This window comes from Allobosea sp. FW305-C-101, from assembly GCF_058783685.1.
Genome location: NZ_JBYSYT010000006.1, coordinates 128,772 through 150,132, shown reverse-complemented (window position 1 = coordinate 150,132; position 21,361 = coordinate 128,772). Strand labels below are relative to the sequence as shown.

The following is a 21,361-nucleotide window of genomic DNA, read 5'->3' as shown; positions in this document are numbered from 1 at the left end:
CCTATCGCCGGTAAAGCATCAAGCAGTCCCTCGATCCGACTGGCTGCTCCAGGACCACAGGCTCATGCGGAATGCCCTCATTGGTGCTGGCGTGCTCCGCGTAGACCGGCAACCCAGCCGGAATGATGCTGTCTGGCCGCGCCATCGAGATGAAGATGTGCTTGGAGGTCTCTGGCTCGATGCCAAACCAATGCGGATCGTCGTAGGTGCCGGCGTAGATGCCGCAGGCGCTCGGGAACCGCTCGAAGGTCAGGAAAAGCTTGGTGCCACACCTTGGGCAGAAGTGGACGCGAACCGCCTTGCCGCTTCCTGCCGATTGCAGCTCGAAGACGGCCGGCTCGCCAGCGGTGACCTCAAGGGCGGATAGCTCAAATACGGGCTCCACCATATACGCGGCCCCGGTGGCACGCTGGCAGAAGCGGCAGTGGCAGACCGTGACCCTCGTGGGCTGGCCTCGTGTGGCGTAGCGCATCGACCCACACAGACAGCCGCCAGCGTGAGATTCCATCCTGCGCCCTCCTGAGGGCAGCGTAGAGCAGGATGACGCTGGGTCAACGGGCTGTCTTTGTGCTCGATCGCAGCCGCCATCAGCGTCCGGCGAGCCAGGCTTCGATGCCAGCTGCGGCCGCGACGCCGGTGGCGAAACTCGCCTGCAGCAGATAGCCCCCGGTCGGCGCCTCCCAGTCGAGCATCTCGCCAGCCGCAAAGACGCCCGGCAGGCGCTTGAGCATCAAGCCTGCATCAACCTCATCGCTGATGATGCCGCCCGCCGTCGAGATGGCGCGCGCGATCGGCATGGGAGCATCCAGCCGCAGCTTTGCCGCCTTGATCAACCCCGCGAGCGCCTCCGGTTCGTCGGGAAGGGCTGCCTTGGCCGCGTCCCGCAGCAGGGCGATCGCAACCGGTGCGAGACCCGCCGCCTTGCGCAGATGGTTGCTCAGCGTCTCGCCCTTGCGGCGTCTCGCGAGGCGGGCGACAAGCTCCGCCACGCCGAGATCGGGCCGCAGGTCGATGCTGATCGCGGCAAAGCCATCGCGCTCGACCGCCTCGCGGATCGGCGCTGAGAGCGCGTAGATCGCGCCACCTTCGATGCCATCGGCATCGATCATCGCCTCGCCGGCGACCACCTCACCGCCGCACCGGATGACGATGCGCTTCAATGGCTGGCCAGCGAAACGCTCCGTCATCACCGGAGACCAGGCCACGGTGAAACCGCCATTGGCCGGCCGGAGCGGCGCAACCGCGACGCCGCGTGCGGCGAGCATGGGCACGCAGCCGCCATCGGAGCCGAGCCGCGGCCAGCTTGCACCGCCGAGCGCCAGCAGCGTGGCATCCGGGCGGACCGTTTCGGCTTCGCCGCCAGCGAGGCGGAATGTCAGGCCGCCATCGGCGTCCCAGCCGGTCCAGAGCCGGCCTGCGGAAAGCTTCACGCCCAGCCCGTCGAGCCGGGTGAGCCAGGCCCGAAGCAGGGGCGACGCCTTCATCGCGCGAGGGAAGACTCGCCCGCTGGAGCCGACGAAAGTTTCGGCACCGAGCCCGTCGGCCCAATCCCGAAGCGCCTGCGGAGGGAAGGCGCGCAGGATCGGTTCCAGCCAATCTCCCGCTTCGCGATAGCGGCCGAGGAAAGCGTCGAACGGCTCGGAATGCGTGAGGTTGAGGCCGCCACGGCCAGCGAGCAGGAACTTGCGGGCTGGCGAGGCCATGCGCTCGTAGAGCGTGACGCGATGCCCTGCGCCGGCCAGCCGCTCGGCGGCGATCAAGCCTGCGGGGCCTGCGCCGATGATGGCGATATTGCGTATCGACTTTTCCACCGCAGCCCTGTTCTCATCTCGACGCGTCATCCCGGGCGCAGCGAAGCGCAGACGCGGGATTCATGCCTGAAGCTCTCCCGGAGATGTTCCGGCATGGATCCCGGATCGGCGCCGCTGACGCGGGCTTGTCCGGGATGACGGCGTGTTTCCGTTCGAAGACCTACCGCTTTAGACTGGCACCTTCGCCTCGAAAAGCCCTGCAACGGACTCCGACTTCCATGCCGACCATCGCCGCCTATATCGGCGCCGCGCTCTTCGAGATCGCCGGCTGCTTTGCTTTCTGGGGCTGGCTCAGGCTCGGCAAGCCGATCTGGTGGCTGCTGCCGGGCTTGGTTTCGCTCGGGCTGTTCGCCTGGCTGCTGACGCTGGTCGAGAGTGCCGCGGCCGGGCGCGCCTTCGCCGCCTATGGCGGGGTCTATATCGCCGCCTCGCTCGGCTGGCTCTGGGTTGTCGAGGGCATCCGGCCCGATCGCTGGGACCTGACCGGAGGCGCCATCTGCCTCGCCGGCGCCGCGATCATTCTGGCGGCGCCGCGCTGAAGGCCGGGATCACCCGCCCGAATGGGCCGCGGGGATGAGCACGGTCGGCATTTCGCGCTGCTCGGCCGCGGCCTTGGTCTCGCGCAGGCGGCTCTCCCGCAACTCGTTGGCGGTCTCCAGGATCGGGTAGGCGATCGAGACGATATGGCCGTGGATGCGCTTCAAGTCGCGGATGATGTCGAGATGGATCGCGCTGGTCTCGATCGATTCCGGCCGGCCCGAGCGCAGGCGCTGGAAATGGCTGTCGGTGGCGCGCCGCTCGGCATCGCGCATCGCCGCCTTGTCGGCGAAGAGCTGGCGGGCGAGCACCAGATCGCGCGTCGCGAAGACGTTGAGTGCCAGCGCCAGCGCCGAAGCGACGCGGTGATGGAAATCACGGATCTCGGCCAGCCCCTCCGGCGAGAAGGAGAAGCGCTTGCGGATCTTCTTCTCGGCGAGCTCGCGCAGGTTCTTGTCGATGATGTCGCCGATATGCTCGAGATTGGTGATCAGGGTGATGATCTCGAACAGGCGCCGGCTCTCCTCCTCGGAGAGCTCGTTGCGGGAGACCTTGACCAGATAGAGCTTGATCGACTCGTGGATGGTGTCGACGCCGTCATCGGCCTGAGCGATCGCACGAGAGAGCTTGAGCTCATCCTTCTCCAGCAGCGTCATCGTATCGCGCAGCATGCCTTCGACGCGGTCGCCGAGGCGCAGGGCCTCGCGCATCGCGCCGGCGAGGGCTTCGGTCGGGCTGTCGAGCGCGTTGGGGTCGAGATAGCGCGGCGTCACGGCCTCCACCTTCTCGTCCTTGCCGGGCATGAAGCGCTCGACCAGCGCCGAGACCGGCCCGACGAAGGGCAGGAAGACCAGCGCGCCGACGACGTTCAGCATGACGTGGAACTCGATGGCGAGCCTTGCATCCGCCGAGGGCAGGCTGACGAGCCAGGCCGAAAGCGGGCCGACGAAGGGCAGCACGGCCAATGCCAGGATCAGGCGCGTCGCCAGATTGCCGACGGCGGCGCGGCGCTGGGCGGCTGGCGCTCCAAGCTGATCGAGCACCGGGATCAACGCATTGCCGAGATTGGCGCCGATGACCAGGGTCAGCGCCGTCGCCGGCGGGAACAGGCCGGAGGCCGCGAAGGTTGCGACCAGCAGGATGATCGCGATCGAGGAATGTACGATCCAGGTCGCGGCGATGGCGGCGAGGATGCCGAGCAGCGGCTCGGAGCCCATGGCGGCGAGGACGACGCGGAAGGTCGGCGATTGAGCCAGCGGGGCGGCGGCCGTGTTGAGCTCGATCAGCGAGAGCAGGATCAGGCCGATGCCGACCAGCACGCGGCCGATATTGCGCGGACGCTCCATCGCCTCGCTGGAGAGATACATGGCGACGCCGACCGCGACGCAGAGCCCCCAGAGCCAGCCTAGATCCATCGAGATGACGAAGGCTGCGAGCGAGGTGCCGAGATTGGCGCCGAGCAGGACGGCGAGCGCCATGGCCGGCACGATGAGCGCCTGACCGGCGAAGGATGAGACCAGCAGCGTCGTCGCCGTCGAGCTCTGCAGCACCATGGTCACGGCGACGCCGCTGCCGAAAGCGGCGAAGCGGTTGCGCGTGAAACTCTGCAGCGCCTGCCTCAGCTGAGAGCCGAAGGCGCGCATCGCGCCGGTTCGCACCAGCCTGACAGCCCAGATCAGCAGCGCGACGCCGCCGACAAGGTGGATCAGGATGGTGGTTGCGCTCTCGCCCGTGGCCATTTTCGTGCGGTCTTTCCCCGATTCAGGTGACGATTATCAGCTGAATCTATCAATTTTTGATTAGCCAACTCAACAGAAATACGCAGTGAAAGTGCTGAGAATGCGGCAACGGCTGCTGCATTCTCAGTCTGCAGGCATCGAACTTCGGCTTCCGGCGTCGCTCAGGCCGGCGGAATCAACGTCACACCGGATTTCGCGAAGGAAACCGAGATCGGAGTGCCCGGCTCCAGCATCTCGCGCCCGCCATACTGGACGACGAAGAGTTCGCCCACTTCGGTCTCGACCATGATGTCCAGGTGATTGCCGAGATAGGCGCATTTGCGGATCGTGCCGGGCAGCGAGCCGCCCTGGCTGGGATCGCCCAGGAGCAGCGCCTCCGGCCGGATCGCGACCTTCGCCGGGCCGACGCCGAGCCCACGCGCCGGCAGGCTGACCGTCGCCGAGCCGATCGCGACATCGGCGCGGCCATCCGCCACCGCCTTCACGGTGACGTCGACCAGATTGGCGTCGCCGATGAAATCGGCAACGAAGGCGTTGGAGGGCTGCTCGTAGAGGTCGCGCGGCGCGCCTTCCTGCGCGATCCGGGCGTTAGACATTACGATGATGCGGTCGGAAACGGCGAGTGCCTCCTCCTGATCATGCGTGACATAGGCCACGGTCAGGTTGAGGTCCTGCTGCAATTCGCGGATTTCCTCGCGGACGCGGCGGCGCAGCTTGGCGTCGAGATTGGAGAGCGGCTCGTCGAAGAGCAGCACCTGCGGCTCCAGCACGAGCGCGCGGGCGACCGCGACGCGCTGCTGCTGGCCGCCCGAAAGCTCGGACGGGTAGCGGTTCTCGAAGCCCTTGAGGCCGACCAGCGCAAGCTTCTCCAGCGCCATCTGCTTGGCTTCGTCCTTGCCGAGGCCCTTCACGGTCGGGCCATAGGCGGCGTTGTCGAGCACGCTCATATGCGGGAAGAGCGCGTAGGACTGGAACACCATCGAGACGTCGCGGTCGGCGGCCGAGAGCTTGGTGACGTCCTTGCCGCCGATCAGGATCTGGCCGTCGCTGGCGATCTCGAGGCCCGCGATCATGCGCAAGGTCGTGGTCTTGCCGCAGCCGGAGGGGCCGAGCAGGGTCACGAGCTTGCCGGCCTCGATGGTGAAGTTGATGTTGTCGACCGCCGTCACCGCGCCATAGCGCATGGAGACGTTGCGGAATTCGACGGAAGCGGGTCCGGCCTTGGCCATCTCTGTCTCTTGTCCTTATCCGATAGCGGGGGCAGGCGCCGGTGCGGCGACGGTGGTGCGGGCACGCCGGCCGAGCTTGCGCTCGCCGACGGTAAACTGGATGAGCGCGATGCCGAGCGCCATGAAGACGATCAGAACCGAGGAATAGGCGATGGCGAGGCCGAATTCGCCCGCCTCGACGCGCCCGACGATATAGGCGGTGGCGAGGTTGTACTCGGCCGAGACCAGGAAGATCACCGCGCTGACCGCCGTCATCGAGCGCACGAAGGAATAGACCAGCGCCGAGACCAGGGCGGGCTTGAGCAGCGGCAGCACCACGCGCCAGAGCGTGGTGAAGCTGCGGGCGCGCAGCGTGGTCGAGGCCTCGTCCAGGCTCTTGTCGATCTGCGACAGGCCGGCGATGCCGGAGCGCACGCCGACCGGCATGTTGCGGAAGACGAAGGCGATGACGAGGATCAGGCCCGTGCCGGTGATCTCGACCGGCGGCACGTTGAAGGCGAGGATATAGGCGACGCCGAGCACCGTGCCGGGAATGGCGAAGGAGAGCATCGTCGCGAATTCCAGCCCGCCCCGGCCGCTGAAGCGCTGGCGTGTCAGCAGATAGGCGGTGAGCAGGCCGATCACCGCCGTCAGCGGCGCTGATATGGCGGCGACCTTCACCGTGGTGAAGAAGGACGACCAGGCCGAGCCCTGGAAATAGATGCCGTTGCTGAAATCGATGGCGAAGCCGGTGATATAGTGCTGGAGCGTCGGCGTGAAGTCGCGGCCCATGTTGCGGACGAAGCCGCCGACCAGGATGACGATGTAGATCACCAGCGTCAGCGCGACCCAGGGCACGATCACGGCCGCCGAAAGCCAGGTGATGCGGCGCGGCAACGGCGTCGGCAGGCCGGCATCGCCCTTGCCGGTGACCGTCGTGTAGGATTTGCCGCCGAGCCAGCGCTGCTGCACCCAGAAGGCACCGAGCGTGAAGCCGAGCAGCACGATGGCGAGCACCGCCGCCTGCCCCTGATTGTAGGACGCGCCGACCACCGCGAAGAAGATCTTGGTCGAGAGCACCTCGAAATTGCCGCCGAGCACCAGCGGGTTGCCGAAATCGGCCATGCTCTCGACGAAGCCGAGCAGGAAGGCATTGGCGATGCCGGGCTTGAGCAGCGGCCAGGTCACGGTGCGGAAGGTCTGCCAGCGCTTGGCGCCGAGCGTCTGCGAGGCTTCCTCGAGGCTGGGCGAGATGCCCTGCACCACGCCGATCAGGACGAGGAAGGCGATCGGCGCGAAGGCCAAAACCTGCGCCAGCAGCACGCCAGGCAGGCCGTAGAGCCAGCGCGAGCGAGGGATGTCGAACCACTCGTAGAGCAGGGTCGAGACGGCGCCGGCGCGGCCGAAAAGCAGGATCAGCGCGAGGCCGATGACGAAGGGCGGGGTGATGATGGGCAGCACCGTCAGCGCCCGCATGATGCGCTTGCCGGGCATGCCGGTGCGCAGAATCAGCAGCGCGCAGGCGAGGCCGAGCAGCGTGGTGATGACGCCGCAGAGCACGGCCAGGATCAGCGTGTTCCAGGCGACGCCGCAATTGGTGTTGCTGGTGACGCAGCCCAGCCCCCAGATCGAGGAATCGAGGAAGCGCTCGATGAAGGCCCCAGGCGCGAAGGCGCCGTTCTGGTCGACCAGCGCGCTCTTCAGGATGATCGCGACCGGGAAGAAGATGAAGATGCCGATCAGCAGGACGACCAAGCCGATCGTCGAGGTCGTGAAGAGATCGCCGCGGCAGACGCCGCGATAGGCAAGGCCGTGGCAGAGCAGGAAGAGCAGCGACAGCAGCGTCAGGAAGGCGCCACCGCCGATGCCGCGCTGGGAGGCTCCGGCGCCGCCGAGCAGGGCGGCGAGCCAGGAGATGCCCTGGTCCTTCAGCACGATCGAGAAAGCCTGGGCGAAGAACAGGACCATGCCGAGCAGGCCGGCCCAGACCAGCACGCGAGCCGTGCGCTGGCGATCAGCGCTGCCCCAGAAGAACGTCGCAGCCGCGAGCGCGATGCCGATCGGCAGGAGCCAGGGTGTCTGGCCGGACAGGGAAAGCGCCAGCGCGCTGCCCGCCTTGCCGAACGGGTATTCGGCGAGCCAGGCCCAGTTCGTCAGGCTCATGCCCTCGACGAGATACCAGGGCATCAGCGCATAGCCGAGCCAGCCGATCAGCAGCACGAGTCTCGTCGCTGGCGCCATAGTTGCCCTGTTCCCTTGCCCTGATGCGGCCGACCGTTGTCCCGGTTCTGAAGGCCGCCAAACGTGTTTGGTGATGAGACCGACTGATCATCCCGGGCTCAGCCCGGGATGACGGAGCTTGTTGAGGAGAAAAGCCGGAAGCCGCTTACTTCGGCAGCGCCTTGACTTCCTTGTCCCACTTGGCGAGCAGGCGGGTGCGCTCGGCCGAGGAGCCGTATTTCACGAAGTCGTAGTTGATCAGCTTCATCTGATCCATCTTCGGCGACTGCGCCGGCACCGGCGAGGCCTTGTTCGACGGAACCTGATAGGACTTCGCGGGAGCGGCGAGCGCCTGCGCAGCCGGGGTCAGCGCCCAGTCGTAGAACTTCTTGGCGTTCTCCAGATTGCGCGCGCCCTTGACGATCGACATCGAGCCGATCTCGTAGCCCGTGCCCTCGCAGGGCGCGACCGGCTTGATCGGGTCGCCCTGCACGGCGAAGACCACTGCGTCATGGATGAAGACGATGCCGACGGCGGTCTCGCCGAGGCTCGCGGCCTTGGCCGGGGCAGCTCCCGACTTGGTGTACTGGCTGACGTTCTTGTGGAGCTGCTTCAGATACTCAAAGCCCTTGTCCTCGCCCATCAGCTGGATGACCGTCGCCAGCAGGTTATACGCCGTGCCCGAGGAGTTGGGATCGGCAACCTGGACGTCGTCCTTCAGCTTGGCATTGAGCAGGTCGGCCCAGCATTTCGGCTCGGGGATGCCCTTGGACTTGATCTGCTCGGTGTTGAAGCCGAAGCCGAGCGCGCCGGCATAGATGCCGACCGAACGCTGCTTGGCCGCCTTCCACTGGTCGAGCGCCCAGCTGTGCAATTCCTTGTTCTTCGGCGATTCATATTCGAGGGTGAGCCCCTCTTCCGCCGCCTGAAGATGCGGGTCGCCCGTACCACCCCACCAGACGTCACCGCGCGGGTTGGAGGACTCGGCCTTGAGCTGGGCGTAGATTTCGCCGGCCGACTTGCGGGTCATCGCGACCTTGATGCCGGTCTCCTTCTCGAAGGCCGTCGACATGGCGCGGCACCATTCTTCCTGGACACCGCAATACATGACGAGCGAGCCCTGGGCGCGGGCCGGGGTGGCGGCGACGGCTGCCGTTGCGAGCGCGGCGAAAAGCCCCGCCTTGAGCCATGATTTCGTCTGCATGTGAACCTCCCTGTTCGGATCTTTCGTTTCTTGTCGCTTAAGACGAAGCTGAGATGAATTTTGTCGAAAGATCAATGAAATATGACGTCGGCTAAGCGATTCCGGTGATCTCCCGCAACGGCGCCGCGAGCGCGGGCGTGCAGCACAGGATGGGGTTGCCCTTCGCGATCCCCTCGCCGGCGAAGAAGTCATTGATCTCGGCGCCCGCCTCGCTGGCGATGACGATGCCGGCGGCGACGTCCCAGGCATTGATATGCAGCTCGGCATAGGCATCGCTTGAGCCATTGGCGACATGGCAGAGGCCGAGCGTGCCGGAGCCGCCGCGCTTCATCGCGGCGCCGGCGGCATAGTTGCGCTCGATCACCTTCACATAGTTCTGCGCGGGGATGCGGGTCGACCAGCCGAGCTCGACCGAGGCGCGGCCGATATCGGTCGCGCCGGACACCTTGATCGGGTCGCCGTTCAGGGTCGCCCCGGCACCGCGCCGCGCGGCATAGACCTCGCCCAGGGCCGGCGCCGCCACGACGCCGATCTCGGGCTTGCGGTTCACGAGGAAGCCGATGGAGATGCACCAGTTGCGGTCGCCATGGGCGAAATTCGCGGTGCCGTCGATCGGATCGAGAATCCAGACCGCATCGGAGGCCTGTCCGCCCCCCTCCTCGCCGATGACGGTGTCCTGCGGGAAGAGCTCCGAAAGGCGGCGGCGCAGGAAATCCTCGACCTTGCCGTCGGCGACGGTCAGCCAGTCCTGCGCACCCTTCATGGTGATGCCAAGCGACTCGCGCTTGTTGAAATAGCCGAGCGCCAGATGGCTCGCCTCGGCCGCGAGGCCAAGCGCCGCATAATAGCGCAGGTCGCGCTCGGCCGGCGTCATCACTTCATCCCCAGATCGACGCGAACGGGCTTGCCGGTCTGCGCGGATTCGGTCGCGGCATCGGCGAGGATCTGCGCCTTCAGACCATCGAGCCCGGTCGGCGAGGCCGCCGACTTGCCGTTGCAGGCCGCGATGAAGACGTCGAGCTCGGCGCGATAGGCCGCGGCATAGCGCTCCAGGAAGAAGTTCTGCACGGGGTCGGCGCGGAAGCCCTGCCCCGTCGCGATCTCGACCGTCGTCTCATGGATATTGCCGGCGCGCAGCATGCCCTTGGAGCCATGAACCTCGATGCGCTGGTCGTAGCCATAGGTGGCGCGACGCGAATTCGAGATCTGGGCGATGCGGCCAGAGGCCGTCTTCATGACCACGGCGGCGGTATCGACGTCGCCGGCCTCCCCGATCGCCTTGTCGACAAGGGCCGAGCCGAGCGCAAAGACCTCGACCGGCTCCTCGGCCAGGAGGAAGCGCGCCATGTCGAAATCATGGATCATCATGTCGCGGAAGAGGCCGCCCGAACGCTTGACGTAATCGACCGGCGGCGGCGAGGGATCGCGCGAGATCACGGTGACGATCTCGATCGCGCCGGCCTCGCCTGCGCGCAGGCGCTTCTCGAGCGCGGCGAAATTCGGATCGAAGCGGCGGTTGAAGCCGATCATCAGCGGCTTGCCGGACTTCTCGACCGTCGCGAGGCAGCGGCGAATACGGGCCGCATCGAGATCGACCGGCTTCTCGCAGAACACGGCCTTGCCGGCGGAGACCGCCTGCTCGATCAGGTCGGCATGGGTATCGGTCGGCGTGCAGATCAGCACGGCATCGATGGCGGCGTCAGCAAGGATCGCCTCGGCGCTCGTGGCCTTAGCGCCAGAGGCAGCTGCGAGCGAGGCCGCGGCCTCCGGCATCGCGTCGGTGACGGCGACCAGCTCAGCATCGCCGCGCGCGGCGACGTTCAACCCATGGATGCGCCCGATGCGGCCGGCGCCCAGCAATCCGATCTTCATGGCCTTCGTCATTCCCGTGGTCGCGTTCTCGTCAGGCAGTCTTGCGGCGCTCGCGCCGCGGTGAAAATCCGGCGCTAGTCGTGCGCGCCCAGAATCGTCTGGTCGAAATCGATGTTGGAGCCGGTCATCAGCCCCGATTCGGCCGAAGCGAGATAGGCGACGGCCTTTGCGACCTCGCGCGGATCGATCAGGCGGCCGAAGGGCTGGGAGGCATTGGCCTCATCAAGCCAGCCGTCCTTGGCATCATGACGCAGCTTCATGATCGCATCCTCGCCCGGCGTCGCCATCCAGCCGATATTGAGCCCGTTGACGCGGATGCGATGCTTCAGCAGCCCATAGGCCGCATTCTTCGTCAGCGCGGCGAGCGCGGCCTTCGAGACGCTGTAGGCGGACAGGAAGGGCTGGCCGCCATGGGCCGACATCGACTGGATGTTGACGACGGCGCCCGGAATATCCTGACGACGCATGAGGTCGGCAGCATCCTGGATCAGGAAGAAGGGCGCGCGCAGATTCACCGCCATGATGCGCTCGTAGAGCGCGGGCGAGGTGTCGAAGATGGTGCCGCGATCGGTGTCGCCAGCCGCGTTCACCAGAATGTCGAGATGCCCGAAGGCCTTCTCGGCAGCAGGAACGACCTGTCGGACGGCATCGAGATCGGCGAGATCGACCTGATGAAAGCGGGCATCGCAGCCGGCTTTCCGCAGGCTTTCCGCCACAGCCTCGCCGCGCTGCGCATTGCGCCCGGTGAGCAGGAGACCGCGCGCGCCGCGGTCGGCGAATTCGCGGGCGATCGCCTCACCCAAACCCTGGCTGCCGCCCGTGACGATGGCAACCTTGCCGTGAAGATCACGGCCGAACGAACCGACTTGCGACAACGACCCGCCTCCCGAAGCGAATGGCAGGAATTTTTCGAGCTCCCGCTAGTTGGAATAAACATTCCATTTCTGGCACGCATGAGTCAAGACGAGCCAATCGGCACACCGGCGAACTGTGACCGCCGCCCCACAGGCACCTCGCCCGCGCGAGCAGCCGGATGGGGCATGACGATGACAACACCGCACGCAGACGACGCGGAGCGAACCGTTCTCAACGGAAAGAAAACTGTCGTCTTCAGCGGTCGGTCGACATAAAATTGTGATCGGGCCAATTAAACCAGCACATTCATGCAAATGACCCTGGTCCGAGCAGGCCTGTATCGCGGCACACGCGCATCTGCCCTGCGCTGCACAGTTGACGCTTTCGTTGGCACATGCCTTGCTGGGCCCATCAACGAGAACACGGCGCGAAGGCGCCGGGGATTAATTTTGTTTTGAAGGTGGAGGCTTTTCGATGAATGAGCAGGAAATCCGCGGCATGGTCGCGGATGTGAAGGAAGGCACGCTGTCGCGACGCTCCTTCATGCAGAGAATGGCGGCTGTCGGCATCGCCGCGCCGCTGGCAACCCAGATCCTGATCTGGAACGACGTCGCGATGGCGAATGCCACGCTGCAATACAAGCCGACCAAGGCCGGTGGCGGCGGACCGCTGAAGATGCTGCTCTGGCAGGCTCCGACCCTGCTGAACCCGCATTTCGCCTCGGGCACCAAGGACCAGATCGCCTCGCGCATCTTCTACGAGCCGCTCGCCGGCTGGGACAAGGAAGGCAACCTGATCCCCTGCCTCGCAGCCGAGGTTCCCAGCAAGGCCAATGGCGGTCTCTCGGCCGATGGCCTGAGCGTCACCTGGAAGCTGAAGCAGAACGTGAAATGGCATGACGGCAAGCCGCTGACTGCCGACGACGTCGTCTTCACCTGGGAATATGCCAAGGATCCGGCGACCGCCGCCTACACCACCGGCTCCTACAAGGACATCAAGGTCGAGAAGGTCGATAGCCACACCGTCAAGGTGATCTTCCAGCAGCCGACGCCGTTCTGGGCCGACCCCTTCGTCGGCACCGTCGGCCAGATCCTGCCGAAGCACCGGTTCGGCGACTATGTCGGCGCCAAGTCCCGCGAGGCCCCGGACAACCTGAAGCCCGTCGGCACCGGCCCCTACAAGTTCGTCGACTTCAAGCCGGGTGACGTCCTCACCGGCGAGCGCTTCGCCGACTACCACATCAAGAACCAGCCGCATTTCGACACGATCGAGGTCAAGGGCGGCGGTGACGCGGTCTCGGCGGCGCGCGCCGTGCTGCAGACCGGCGAATACGACTACGCCTGGAACCTGCAGGTCGAGGACGAGGTCCTCAAGCGCATGGAGACCGGCGGACGCGGCAAGATCAGCGCCGTGGCTTCGGGTGACATCGAGTTCATCATCATGAACACGACCGATCCGTGGACCGAGGTCGATGGCGAGCGTTCGAGCATCAAGACCAAGCACCCGTCCCTGTCGGACCCCAAGGTCCGCGAGGCGTTCAACCTCCTGATCGATCGCGAATCGATCCAGAAGTTCATCTATGGCCGCGGCGGCACCGCGACCGCGAGCTTCGTCAACGAGCCCAAGCAGTTCAAGTCGACCAAGCTCAAGTATGAGTTTAACATCGACAAGGCGAACAAGATCCTCGACGACGCTGGCTGGAAGAAGGGCTCGGACGGCATCCGCGAGAAGGACGGCAAGAAACTCAAATACGTCTACCAGACCTCGATCAACGCCCCGCGCCAGAAGACCCAGGCCATCATCAAGCAGGCCGCCCAGCGCGCCGGCATCGATCTTGAGCTGAAGTCGGTGACGGCCTCGGTGTTCTTCTCGTCGGACGTCGCCAACCCCGACACCTACACCAAGCTGTATGTCGACATCGAGATGTACACGACCACGCAGCCGCAGCCCGATCCGGAGCGGTTCCTCAACCAGTTCGTCTCCTGGGAAATCGCCACCAAGGAGAACAAGTGGCTGGGCCGCAACGTCTCGCGCTACTCGGACCCGGCTGCCGATGAGGCCTACAAGGCCGCTCAGAAGGAGCTCGATCCGGCCAAGCGCGCTGCGCTCCTGATCAAGGTCAACGAGATCTTCTGCGAGGCCAATGTCATCCTGCCGCTCCTGTCGCGCACCCGCGTCGCAGCGTCGCTGAACAACCTCTCGCACGATCACTCGGGCTGGGACGTCGACAGCTGGAACATTGCGGCCTGGTATCGTAGCTAAGCCCGATCGTCCGTCACCGCGGCCCCGCCGCGGTGACGGAAGACAAACGCGCCGGCCCGCCCTCGCGGCTCCACCAGCCACGGGGGCGGGCCGACCGTCATCAACATCGGTTCGCGGCTCGGCCGTGCGTACAGAGACCAATACATGGCGACATATCTCATCAGGCGGTTATTGATCGCCATTCCAAGTCTGCTCGGCATCAGCGTGATCCTGTTCACGATCCTGGCCTTGGCGCCGGGCGATCCGTTCTCGGAAATGGCGACGAATCCGAACGTTCCGCCTGAGGTCCGCGAGGCCCTGCGTGCCAGCTTCGGCCTCAACGATCCGGTCATGGTGCGTTATCTGCGCTGGCTGTCGAACATGGCGCGGGGCGACTGGGGCTTCTCCTTCGCCAGCCGCATCAATGTCGACGACCTGATCCTGCAGCGCCTGCCCACCACGCTGTTCGTGGTCGGCTCGTCACAGATCCTGGCGCTCTGCGTCGCCCTGCCCGTCGGCATCTACGCGGCGACCCGGCCCTATTCGGTCTTCGACCAGATCGCCAACACGCTGGCCTTCGTCGGCTTCTCGCTGCCGACCTTCTTCACCGGCCTGCTCTTCATCCTGGTCTTCTCGGTCACGCTCGACTGGTTCCCCTTCGTCTACCGGTCCGACATCGCCGCCACCGGCTGGCGCTGGTACTGGGAGATGTTCCGGCAGGCGATCATGCCAATCACCGTGCTCGGCCTGTTCCAGGCGGCTTCCTACACGCGCTATGTCCGCTCGGCCGTGCTCGACGTCATCCGGCTCGATTACGTCACCACGGCGCGCGCCAAGGGGCTCAGCGAGAAGCGGGTCACGCTGCGGCACATCACGCGCAACGCGCTGATCCCGGTCGTGACGCTAGTCGCTCTGCAGATGCCGGCCGTGTTCGGCGGCGCGCTCGTCACCGAGCAGATCTTTCGCGTCCCTGGCATCGGATCGCTCCTGATCGACGCGATCCTGGCCAACGACACGCCGGTGATCATGGCCGTGACGTTCGTCTTCTCCTGCCTGGTCGTTCTCTTCAACCTCATCGCGGATGTTCTTTATGGCTGGCTCGACCCTCGCATCTCCTTCAGCTGATCCGGCTGCGGGCGCTGCCGTGAGCCAGGTTTCGGTTTCGCCCGGGCGTGAGACCTGGCGCCGCTTCCGCCGTCACCGCCTGGCCATGGCGAGCACCGTGGTGCTCGGCCTGCTGGTGCTGGGCGTCATCGTCGGCCCCTGGCTGTGGCCGGTGGCGATCAACGACATCGACTTCTCGGCGCAGCTCCAGGGCCCGTCCTGGTCGCACCCGCTGGGAACCGACGATCTCGGCCAGGATATCCTGGCGCGCATGATGTATGGCGGGCGCATCTCGCTCGCCGTCGGCCTCGCGGCGATGGTGGTGGCGACGATCGTCGGCGTCCTCATCGGCGCGCTGGCGGGCATGTCGCGCAAATATGCCGACCCGATCCTGATGTGGGTGACGGACCTGTTCCTGTCGCTGCCGCAGCTGCCGCTGCTGCTGCTGATCATCTACCTGTTCCGCGAGCAGCTGAAGGCGGTGTTCGGCGTCGAGGGCGGTGTCTTCGTGCTGATCGTCATCGTCATCGGCGGCCTGCGCTGGATGCCGGTCGCCCGCCTGGTGCGCGCGCAGTTCCTGTCGCTGCGCGAGAAGGAGTTCGTCGAGGCCGCCCGCGCCCAGGGCGCGACCAAGATGCGCCAGATGTTCCGGCACATCCTGCCGAACGCACTGGGGCCCGTCATCGTCGCCTCGACGATCGAGGTGTCCTCGGCGATCATCGCCGAATCGACGCTCTCCTTCCTCGGCCTCGGCTTCCCGCCGGATATCCCGACCTGGGGGCGCCTGCTGTTCGACGCCAAGGACCAGCTCGACACCGCGCCGCACTGGGCCCTGTTCCCGGGCGCCGCGATCTTCCTGACTGTGCTTTCGATCAACTTCATCGGCGACGGCCTGCGCGATGCGCTCGACCCGCGTCGCGTCATCTGATCCAGGGAAGGACTAGCCATGACCTCACCGATCCTGACCGTCTCGAACCTCACGACCTCCTTCCGGGTCGAAGGCCAGTGGAAGTCGGTCGTCCGCAACCTCTCCTTCGACATCAAGCCGAAGGAGACGCTCGCGGTCGTCGGCGAATCCGGCTCCGGCAAGAGCGTGACCGCGCTGTCGATCATGCGCCTGACCCCGCCCGGCTCCAGCAAGATCGAAGGCTCGATCAAGCTCAACGGCAAGGAACTCCTGACCCTGCCGGATTCGGAAATGCGCCATATCCGCGGCAACGAGATCGCGATGATCTTCCAGGAGCCGATGACCTCGCTGAACCCGGTGCTGACCATCGGCTTTCAGATCGCTGAAGCCCTGATCCTGCACCGTGGCCTGTCGCGCTCGGAGGCCGAGGCCGAGACGATCCGCCTGCTCGAGAAGGTTCGCATTCCCGCGGCGAAGTCGCGCTTCCACGAGTATCCGCACCGCTTCTCGGGAGGCATGCGTCAGCGCGTGATGATCGCGATGGCGCTGGCCTGCAAGCCGAAGCTCCTGATCGCCGACGAGCCGACCACCGCGCTCGACGTGACCATCCAGGCGCAAACGCTGGAGCTGATCAAGACGCTGCAGGAGGAGGAAGGCATGTCCGTCCTCTTCATCACCCACGACATGGGCGTCGTCGCCGAAATCGCCGACCGCACGGTCGTGATGTATAACGGCGATGAGGTCGAGACCGGCGCGACCGAGGACATCTTCGCCAGCCCGAAGAAGCCCTATACCAAGGCGCTGATCTCGGCGGTGCCGCGCCTCGGCTCGATGATCGGAAAGGGGCGCCCGATGCGCTTCCCGGTCGTCGACCGCAATACCGGCGAGTCCGACATCCCGACCGAGACGCCCGACACCGTCCAGGCGGCCGAGCGCCCGGTGCTCGAGGTTGCCGGCCTCACGACCCGCTTCGAGATCCGTGGCGGCCTGCTCTCCTCGGTCCGGGGCCGGGTGCATGCGGTCGAGAACGTTTCGTTCAGCCTGAAGGCCGGCGAGACGCTGGCGCTGGTTGGCGAATCCGGCTGCGGCAAGTCGACCACCGGCCGCTCGGTGATGCGCCTGATCGAGCCGCTTGCCGGTTCGGTGCTGCTCGACGGCGTCGACGTGCTGAAGCTCAACCAGCATGACCTGCGCGAGCAGCGCAAGCGCATGCAAATGATCTTCCAGGACCCGTTCGCCTCGCTGAACCCGCGCATGAACGTGGGCACCGCCGTCGCCGAGCCGCTGCTGATCAACAACCTCGCCACGCGCAACGAAGCGCGCGACAAGGTCGCCGACCTGCTCAAGCGCGTCGGCCTGCAGCCGGAGATGGCCAACCGCTTCCCGCACGAGTTCTCGGGCGGCCAGCGCCAGCGCATCTGCATCGCGCGTGCGCTCGCGGTCGAGCCGCGCCTGATCGTGGCGGACGAGGCGGTCTCCGCGCTCGACGTTTCGGTGAAGGCGCAGGTGGTGAACCTGATGCTGGACCTGCAGGCCCGCATGGGCCTGGGCTATCTCTTCATCTCGCACGACATGGCGGTGGTGGAGCGCGTCAGCCATCGCGTCGCGGTGATGTATCTCGGCGAGATCGTCGAGATCGGCCCGCGCGAGTCGATCTTCCAGAACCCGCAGCACCCCTACACCAAGCGCCTTCTGGCGGCGGTTCCGATCGCCGATCCGGCCCGTCGCCTGCAGAAGCGCCCGGTCTCGAACGACGAGATCAAGAGCCCCGTCCGCCCGGCCGACTACGTGCCGCCGGTGCGCCAGTATCGCGAGGTCTCGCCGGGCCATGCCGTGATGATCTGGGGCGAGGAATGGGAGAAGAAGGACCCGGCCGCGATCGCGGCCTGAGCCGTCCGAAACCTGAAACGATCAGCCCGCGGCGCCAGCCGCGGGTTTTTTTGTTGGGCGCAGGGGATATTGGAGACGGGTCGGAAGCGGACGCCTGCGGTAGTTCGGACTACCGGCGAATGATCGCCATGGAGACAGCGTCGCGATACACACCGTCAACCTGGAATGCGTCTCGAACCAATCCCTCACGCACGAAGCCAAACCGTTCATAGAGAGCTAGTGCGGAACTATTATCCGCATGAACACTAAGTTCGACCCGCGTAAAATCGCTTTTCCAAGCCTTCTGGAGAGCGGCCTCGATAAGAAGGGCTCCGATCCCCGCACCTCGATATTGCGATAGTAACCCCATTCCGAGCGACCCACGATGGGAGTGAGAGGGGAAACCGTGCCGGACAATGTCGCACCAGCCAATCACCTTTCGACTCACCAGAGCGATGAAGTGGGGGTTGCCTCTCGCCAAGCCGTTCAGCACGAAGTGGCGAGTATCGGCCAACGGCGGTGCTTCAAGAAAGGTTAGAAAACGCCGTTCGCGAGCCACAGCATCGAATACGGCATGGAAGCCTTCGATATGCTCTGCGGAAATGGGCTCTATGTTTGCTTCCAATTTTGGGATCATGGCGCCCATAGAGCCACTGCTTTGCAAGGTCCGCAACGGCCCGAAAGCCGAAGTCCGTGCTATTGGAAGGTCGCTGCACAGCCTCAATGGACGTTTGCCCGTGGATATCAATGTTGATCTGGTCAAGAGGCTAATCGAAAGCCAGTTTCCGCAATACGCCACGATGCAGTTGGAGGCGGTTCAGCCGGGAGGCTGGGACAATCGAACCTTTCGGCTCGGTCAGGAGCTTTCCGTTCGTTTGCCGAGCGCGGAACGCTATGCCGCGCAAGTCGAGAAGGAGCACCGCTGGCTGCCAAAGCTCGCCCCACAGCTCCCGCTCCCCATTCCGGTCCCGTTGGCGATGGGCATGCCGGTCGAAGAGTATCCTTGGCCGTGGTCAATTTATCGATGGCTGGAGGGGCAATCGGCCGCGACAAGCTCGATCACTGACCTCTCCGCGTTCGCCCGCTCGTTGGCCCACTTTCTGGCTGCACTGCACCGTGTCGACGCGACTGACGGACCCGCGGCGGGGAGCCACAACTTTCATCGTGGCGGTTGTCTTGCTATCTATAACGCGGAAACTCAGGCAGCTCTGTCTGCACTCCCCGGAAGAGTTGATACGGACACCGCTGCCGAAATATGGACCGCGGCGCTCTCCTCGGAATGGTCCCGGCAACCGTTATGGATTCACGGTGATATCGCTTCGGGCAATCTGCTGATTAAGAATGGCGTCCTCAGCGCGGTAATCGATTTCGGAAGTTCGGCAGTAGGGGACCCTGCCTGCGACCTAGTGATCGCTTGGACGGAATTTTCCGACGATAGCCGTGCCGCGTTCCGTGCTGAGCTTCCGTTCGACGACGATACGTGGAGGCGCGCTCGCGGATGGGCGCTCTGGAAGGCTCTCATTGCCGTCGCAAGAGGGGATGGAAGTTATCTGTCGATAGAAAAAGCGCGCAAGACCATAGCTGAGGTCATAGCGGACCACCGCAAATCCATCCTGGCTTAACGTCCGCAATGGGTCGACAGGCGACCTAACAACCCAAGCTCCCGGCATCAATCCGGAATCCGCTCCCAATCCTTCAGCCACGGCGCGGCCGAGGCATCGCTCGGCGCCCTCCAGTCGCCCCGCGGCGAGAGCGAGCCGCCGGATGACACTTTCGGACCGTTCGGCACGGCCGAGCGCTTGAACTGGCTGGTCTCGAAGAATCGCCGGATGAAGACGCCGAGCCAGCGCTTGATCACGGGCAAGTCATAGGCGACGCGCTTGCTCGCTTCCATGTTCGGCGGCCAGTCTCCTGCCCCGGCATCGCGCCATGCATGTTCGGAGAGGAAGGCGATCTTGCTCGGGCGGAAGCCGTAGCGCGTCGTGTAGAACAGGTTGAAATCCTGCAGCGCATAGGGGCCGACGAAATCCTCGGTCTTCTGCGCCGGCTTGTCGCCGTCGCCCGGCACCAGCTCCGGCGAGATCTCGGTCGCGAGGATGTCGAGCATCACATCCGAGGCCTCCGCGCCGAAGCGGCCGGACTGGGCGACCCAGCGGATCAGATGCTGGATCAGCGTCTTCGGGACGGAGCCGTTGACGTTGTAATGCGACATGTGATCGCCGACGCCGTAGGTGCACCAACCGAGCGCCAGCTCCGAAAGGTCGCCGGTGCCCATCACCAAGCCATTGTGCCGGTTGGCGAGGCGGAAGAGCACGGAGGTGCGCGCGCCCGCCTGCACGTTCTCGAAGGTGATGTCGTAGACCGGCTCGCCCTTCGCGAAGGGATGGCCGATATCGACCAGCATCTGCCGGCAGGCCGGCGTCATGTCGATCTCTTCGGCGCTGACGCCGAGGGAGCGCATCAGGCGCCAGGCATTGTCCTTGGTATCCTTGCTCGTCGCGAAGGCGGGCAATGTATAGGCGAGGATGTTTTCGCGGGGCAGGCCAAGCGCGTCGAAAGTGTGCGCCGCGACGATCAGGGCCTGCGTCGAATCGAGGCCGCCGGAAACGCCGATCACGACCTTGTCAAGCCGCGTGCTCTCCAGCCGCTTGCGCAGTCCGTGCGACTGGATGTTGTAGGCCTCGAAGCAGAGCTCGCTCAGCCTTGCGTCGTCGTTCGGTACGAAGGGGAAGCGATCGACCTCGCGGGCGAGGCCGAGATCGCTGTCACGGTCCGGTTGCAGTGCGAAGGCGATGCGACGGAAGCCGAGCCGGTCGCGGTTGAGATCGGCGCTATCGCCGAAGGTGTTCTGGCGGATGCGGTCCATCGCCAAGCGTTCCAGATCGATATCAGCGAGGATGAGCTGCGGCTCGGCGGCGAAGCGCTGGGCCTCGGCCAGGAGCGCGCCGTTCTCATAGATCATCGCCTGCCCGTCCCAGGCGAGGTCGGTGGTCGATTCACCGGTTCCGGCGGCTGAATAGGCATAGGCCGCGATGCAGCGCCCCGAATGGGCCTTGCAGAGTGCATGGCGCCAGTCCGACTTGCCGATGGTGACGTTGGACGCCGAGAGGTTGAGCAGCAGCGTCGCGCCAGCGAGCGCGGCATAGGACGAGGGCGGGATCGGCGTCCAGACATCCTCGCAGATTTCCATATGGACGACGAAATCCGGGATATCGCTTGCCGTCAGCAGGATATCGGTGCCGAACGCCACTTCCTGACCGCAGAGGTCGATATAGAGGGCGCTAGCGCGCTCGCCCGAGGCGAACTGGCGGCGCTCATAGAACTCGCGGTAGTTCGGCAGATAGGTCTTCGGGACGGCAGCGAGGATGCGCCCGCGATGGATCGCGATCGCGCAGTTGAACAATCGCCCCTCGACGCGCAGCGGCGCGCCGACCACGGCGACGCAGCGCAGGCTGCGGCTTTCCTGGACGAGCAGGGCCAGCGCATCGTTCACCGCATCGAGCAGTGCATTCTGCTGGAGCAGGTCATCGATGGCATAGGCGCTGATACCGAGTTCCGGGAACAGGCAGAGCGAAGCGGAGCTTTCATCCGCCCGGCGCAACATGGCGATGGTCTCGGCGACGTTGAAGGCCGGATCGGCCACCTTGAGCCGCGGCGCGGCGCAGGCGATGCGCACGAGACCGTGGGCGTGGATGTTGCGGAAACTCATCGAGACTCCGTTAAGCCGCATGCCGCAGCTGCGGCGCATCGCTTATCGCGCAGACGGCACCTGCCGGGCAAGGCTCCAGGCGGTG

General features: G+C 65.4%; 17 protein-coding genes. 6 read left to right on the top strand and 11 right to left on the bottom strand.

What is annotated here, in order from left to right:
* Position 1: 1 nt before the first annotated feature.
* Both AC3WMA_RS22620 and AC3WMA_RS22615 read right to left on the bottom strand, forming a co-directional pair.
* Positions 2-508, bottom strand: a complete 507-nt coding sequence (locus AC3WMA_RS22620; protein ID WP_492287580.1) for a GFA family protein — start codon at positions 506-508, stop codon at positions 2-4.
* A 79-nt stretch (positions 509-587) separates the two neighbouring features.
* Positions 588-1,841 carry a BaiN/RdsA family NAD(P)/FAD-dependent oxidoreductase gene (locus AC3WMA_RS22615; protein WP_492287579.1) on the bottom strand — a complete coding sequence of 418 codons (1,254 nt, stop codon included), beginning with the start codon at positions 1,839-1,841 and terminating at the stop codon, positions 588-590.
* Between the two features lie 188 nt (positions 1,842-2,029).
* Here AC3WMA_RS22615 and AC3WMA_RS22610 point away from each other — a divergent pair, with 188 nt between their 5' ends.
* Positions 2,030-2,350 (top strand): YnfA family protein, encoded by a 321-nt coding sequence (locus AC3WMA_RS22610; RefSeq protein WP_492287578.1) that lies wholly within the window; start codon positions 2,030-2,032, stop codon positions 2,348-2,350.
* Positions 2,351-2,359: 9 nt separating this feature from the next.
* Here the strand turns inward: AC3WMA_RS22610 and AC3WMA_RS22605 are convergent, their stop codons facing one another.
* The 7 genes from AC3WMA_RS22605 to AC3WMA_RS22575 form a co-directional block, all read right to left on the bottom strand.
* Positions 2,360-4,087 (bottom strand): Na/Pi cotransporter family protein, encoded by a 1,728-nt coding sequence (locus AC3WMA_RS22605; RefSeq protein WP_492287577.1) that lies wholly within the window; start codon positions 4,085-4,087, stop codon positions 2,360-2,362.
* A 161-nt stretch (positions 4,088-4,248) separates the two neighbouring features.
* Complete coding sequence (locus tag AC3WMA_RS22600; protein WP_492287576.1) at positions 4,249-5,316, bottom strand: ABC transporter ATP-binding protein; 1,068 nt, start codon at positions 5,314-5,316, stop codon at positions 4,249-4,251.
* Positions 5,317-5,331: 15 nt separating this feature from the next.
* Positions 5,332-7,536, bottom strand: coding sequence for an ABC transporter permease (locus AC3WMA_RS22595; protein ID WP_492287575.1), 2,205 nt, complete (start codon positions 7,534-7,536; stop codon positions 5,332-5,334).
* Between the two features lie 145 nt (positions 7,537-7,681).
* Positions 7,682-8,719 carry an ABC transporter substrate-binding protein gene (locus tag AC3WMA_RS22590; protein ID WP_492287574.1) on the bottom strand — a complete coding sequence of 346 codons (1,038 nt, stop codon included), beginning with the start codon at positions 8,717-8,719 and terminating at the stop codon, positions 7,682-7,684.
* Between the two features lie 91 nt (positions 8,720-8,810).
* Positions 8,811-9,593, bottom strand: coding sequence for an inositol monophosphatase family protein (locus tag AC3WMA_RS22585; RefSeq protein ID WP_492287573.1), 783 nt, complete (start codon positions 9,591-9,593; stop codon positions 8,811-8,813).
* Positions 9,593-10,603: an inositol 2-dehydrogenase gene (iolG, locus tag AC3WMA_RS22580; RefSeq protein ID WP_492287572.1), complete on the bottom strand. Its 1,011-nt coding sequence runs from the start codon at positions 10,601-10,603 to the stop codon at positions 9,593-9,595. Before iolG ends, AC3WMA_RS22585 begins: the two co-directional genes overlap by 1 nt.
* A 62-nt stretch (positions 10,604-10,665) precedes the next feature.
* Positions 10,666-11,466: an SDR family oxidoreductase gene (locus AC3WMA_RS22575; protein ID WP_492287571.1), complete on the bottom strand. Its 801-nt coding sequence runs from the start codon at positions 11,464-11,466 to the stop codon at positions 10,666-10,668.
* Between the two features lie 454 nt (positions 11,467-11,920).
* Between AC3WMA_RS22575 and AC3WMA_RS22570 the strand changes: the two genes are divergently transcribed.
* From AC3WMA_RS22570 to AC3WMA_RS22555, 4 genes are all read left to right on the top strand, one after another.
* Positions 11,921-13,708, top strand: coding sequence for a peptide ABC transporter substrate-binding protein (locus AC3WMA_RS22570; RefSeq protein WP_492287570.1), 1,788 nt, complete (start codon positions 11,921-11,923; stop codon positions 13,706-13,708).
* A gap of 144 nt (positions 13,709-13,852) precedes the next feature.
* Positions 13,853-14,812, top strand: a complete 960-nt coding sequence (locus AC3WMA_RS22565) for an ABC transporter permease (RefSeq protein WP_336814019.1) — start codon at positions 13,853-13,855, stop codon at positions 14,810-14,812.
* The gene (locus AC3WMA_RS22560) at positions 14,778-15,719 is read left to right on the top strand and encodes an ABC transporter permease (RefSeq protein ID WP_492287569.1); all 942 of its coding nucleotides are present in this window, start codon (positions 14,778-14,780) and stop codon (positions 15,717-15,719) included. Before AC3WMA_RS22565 ends, AC3WMA_RS22560 begins: the two co-directional genes overlap by 35 nt.
* 18 nt (positions 15,720-15,737) lie before the next feature.
* Complete coding sequence (locus AC3WMA_RS22555; protein ID WP_492287568.1) at positions 15,738-17,588, top strand: ABC transporter ATP-binding protein; 1,851 nt, start codon at positions 15,738-15,740, stop codon at positions 17,586-17,588.
* Between the two features lie 109 nt (positions 17,589-17,697).
* Here the strand turns inward: AC3WMA_RS22555 and AC3WMA_RS22550 are convergent, their stop codons facing one another.
* Positions 17,698-18,213 (bottom strand): GNAT family N-acetyltransferase, encoded by a 516-nt coding sequence (locus AC3WMA_RS22550; RefSeq protein WP_492287567.1) that lies wholly within the window; start codon positions 18,211-18,213, stop codon positions 17,698-17,700.
* Positions 18,214-18,298: 85 nt separating this feature from the next.
* Here AC3WMA_RS22550 and AC3WMA_RS22545 point away from each other — a divergent pair, with 85 nt between their 5' ends.
* Positions 18,299-19,189, top strand: coding sequence for an aminoglycoside phosphotransferase family protein (locus AC3WMA_RS22545; RefSeq protein WP_492287642.1), 891 nt, complete (start codon positions 18,299-18,301; stop codon positions 19,187-19,189).
* 47 nt (positions 19,190-19,236) lie between these two features.
* Here AC3WMA_RS22545 and AC3WMA_RS22540 read toward each other — a convergent pair whose 3' ends face one another.
* Positions 19,237-21,276, bottom strand: a complete 2,040-nt coding sequence (locus AC3WMA_RS22540) for an NAD(+) synthase (protein WP_492287566.1) — start codon at positions 21,274-21,276, stop codon at positions 19,237-19,239.
* Between the last annotated feature and the right edge of the window lie 85 nt (positions 21,277-21,361).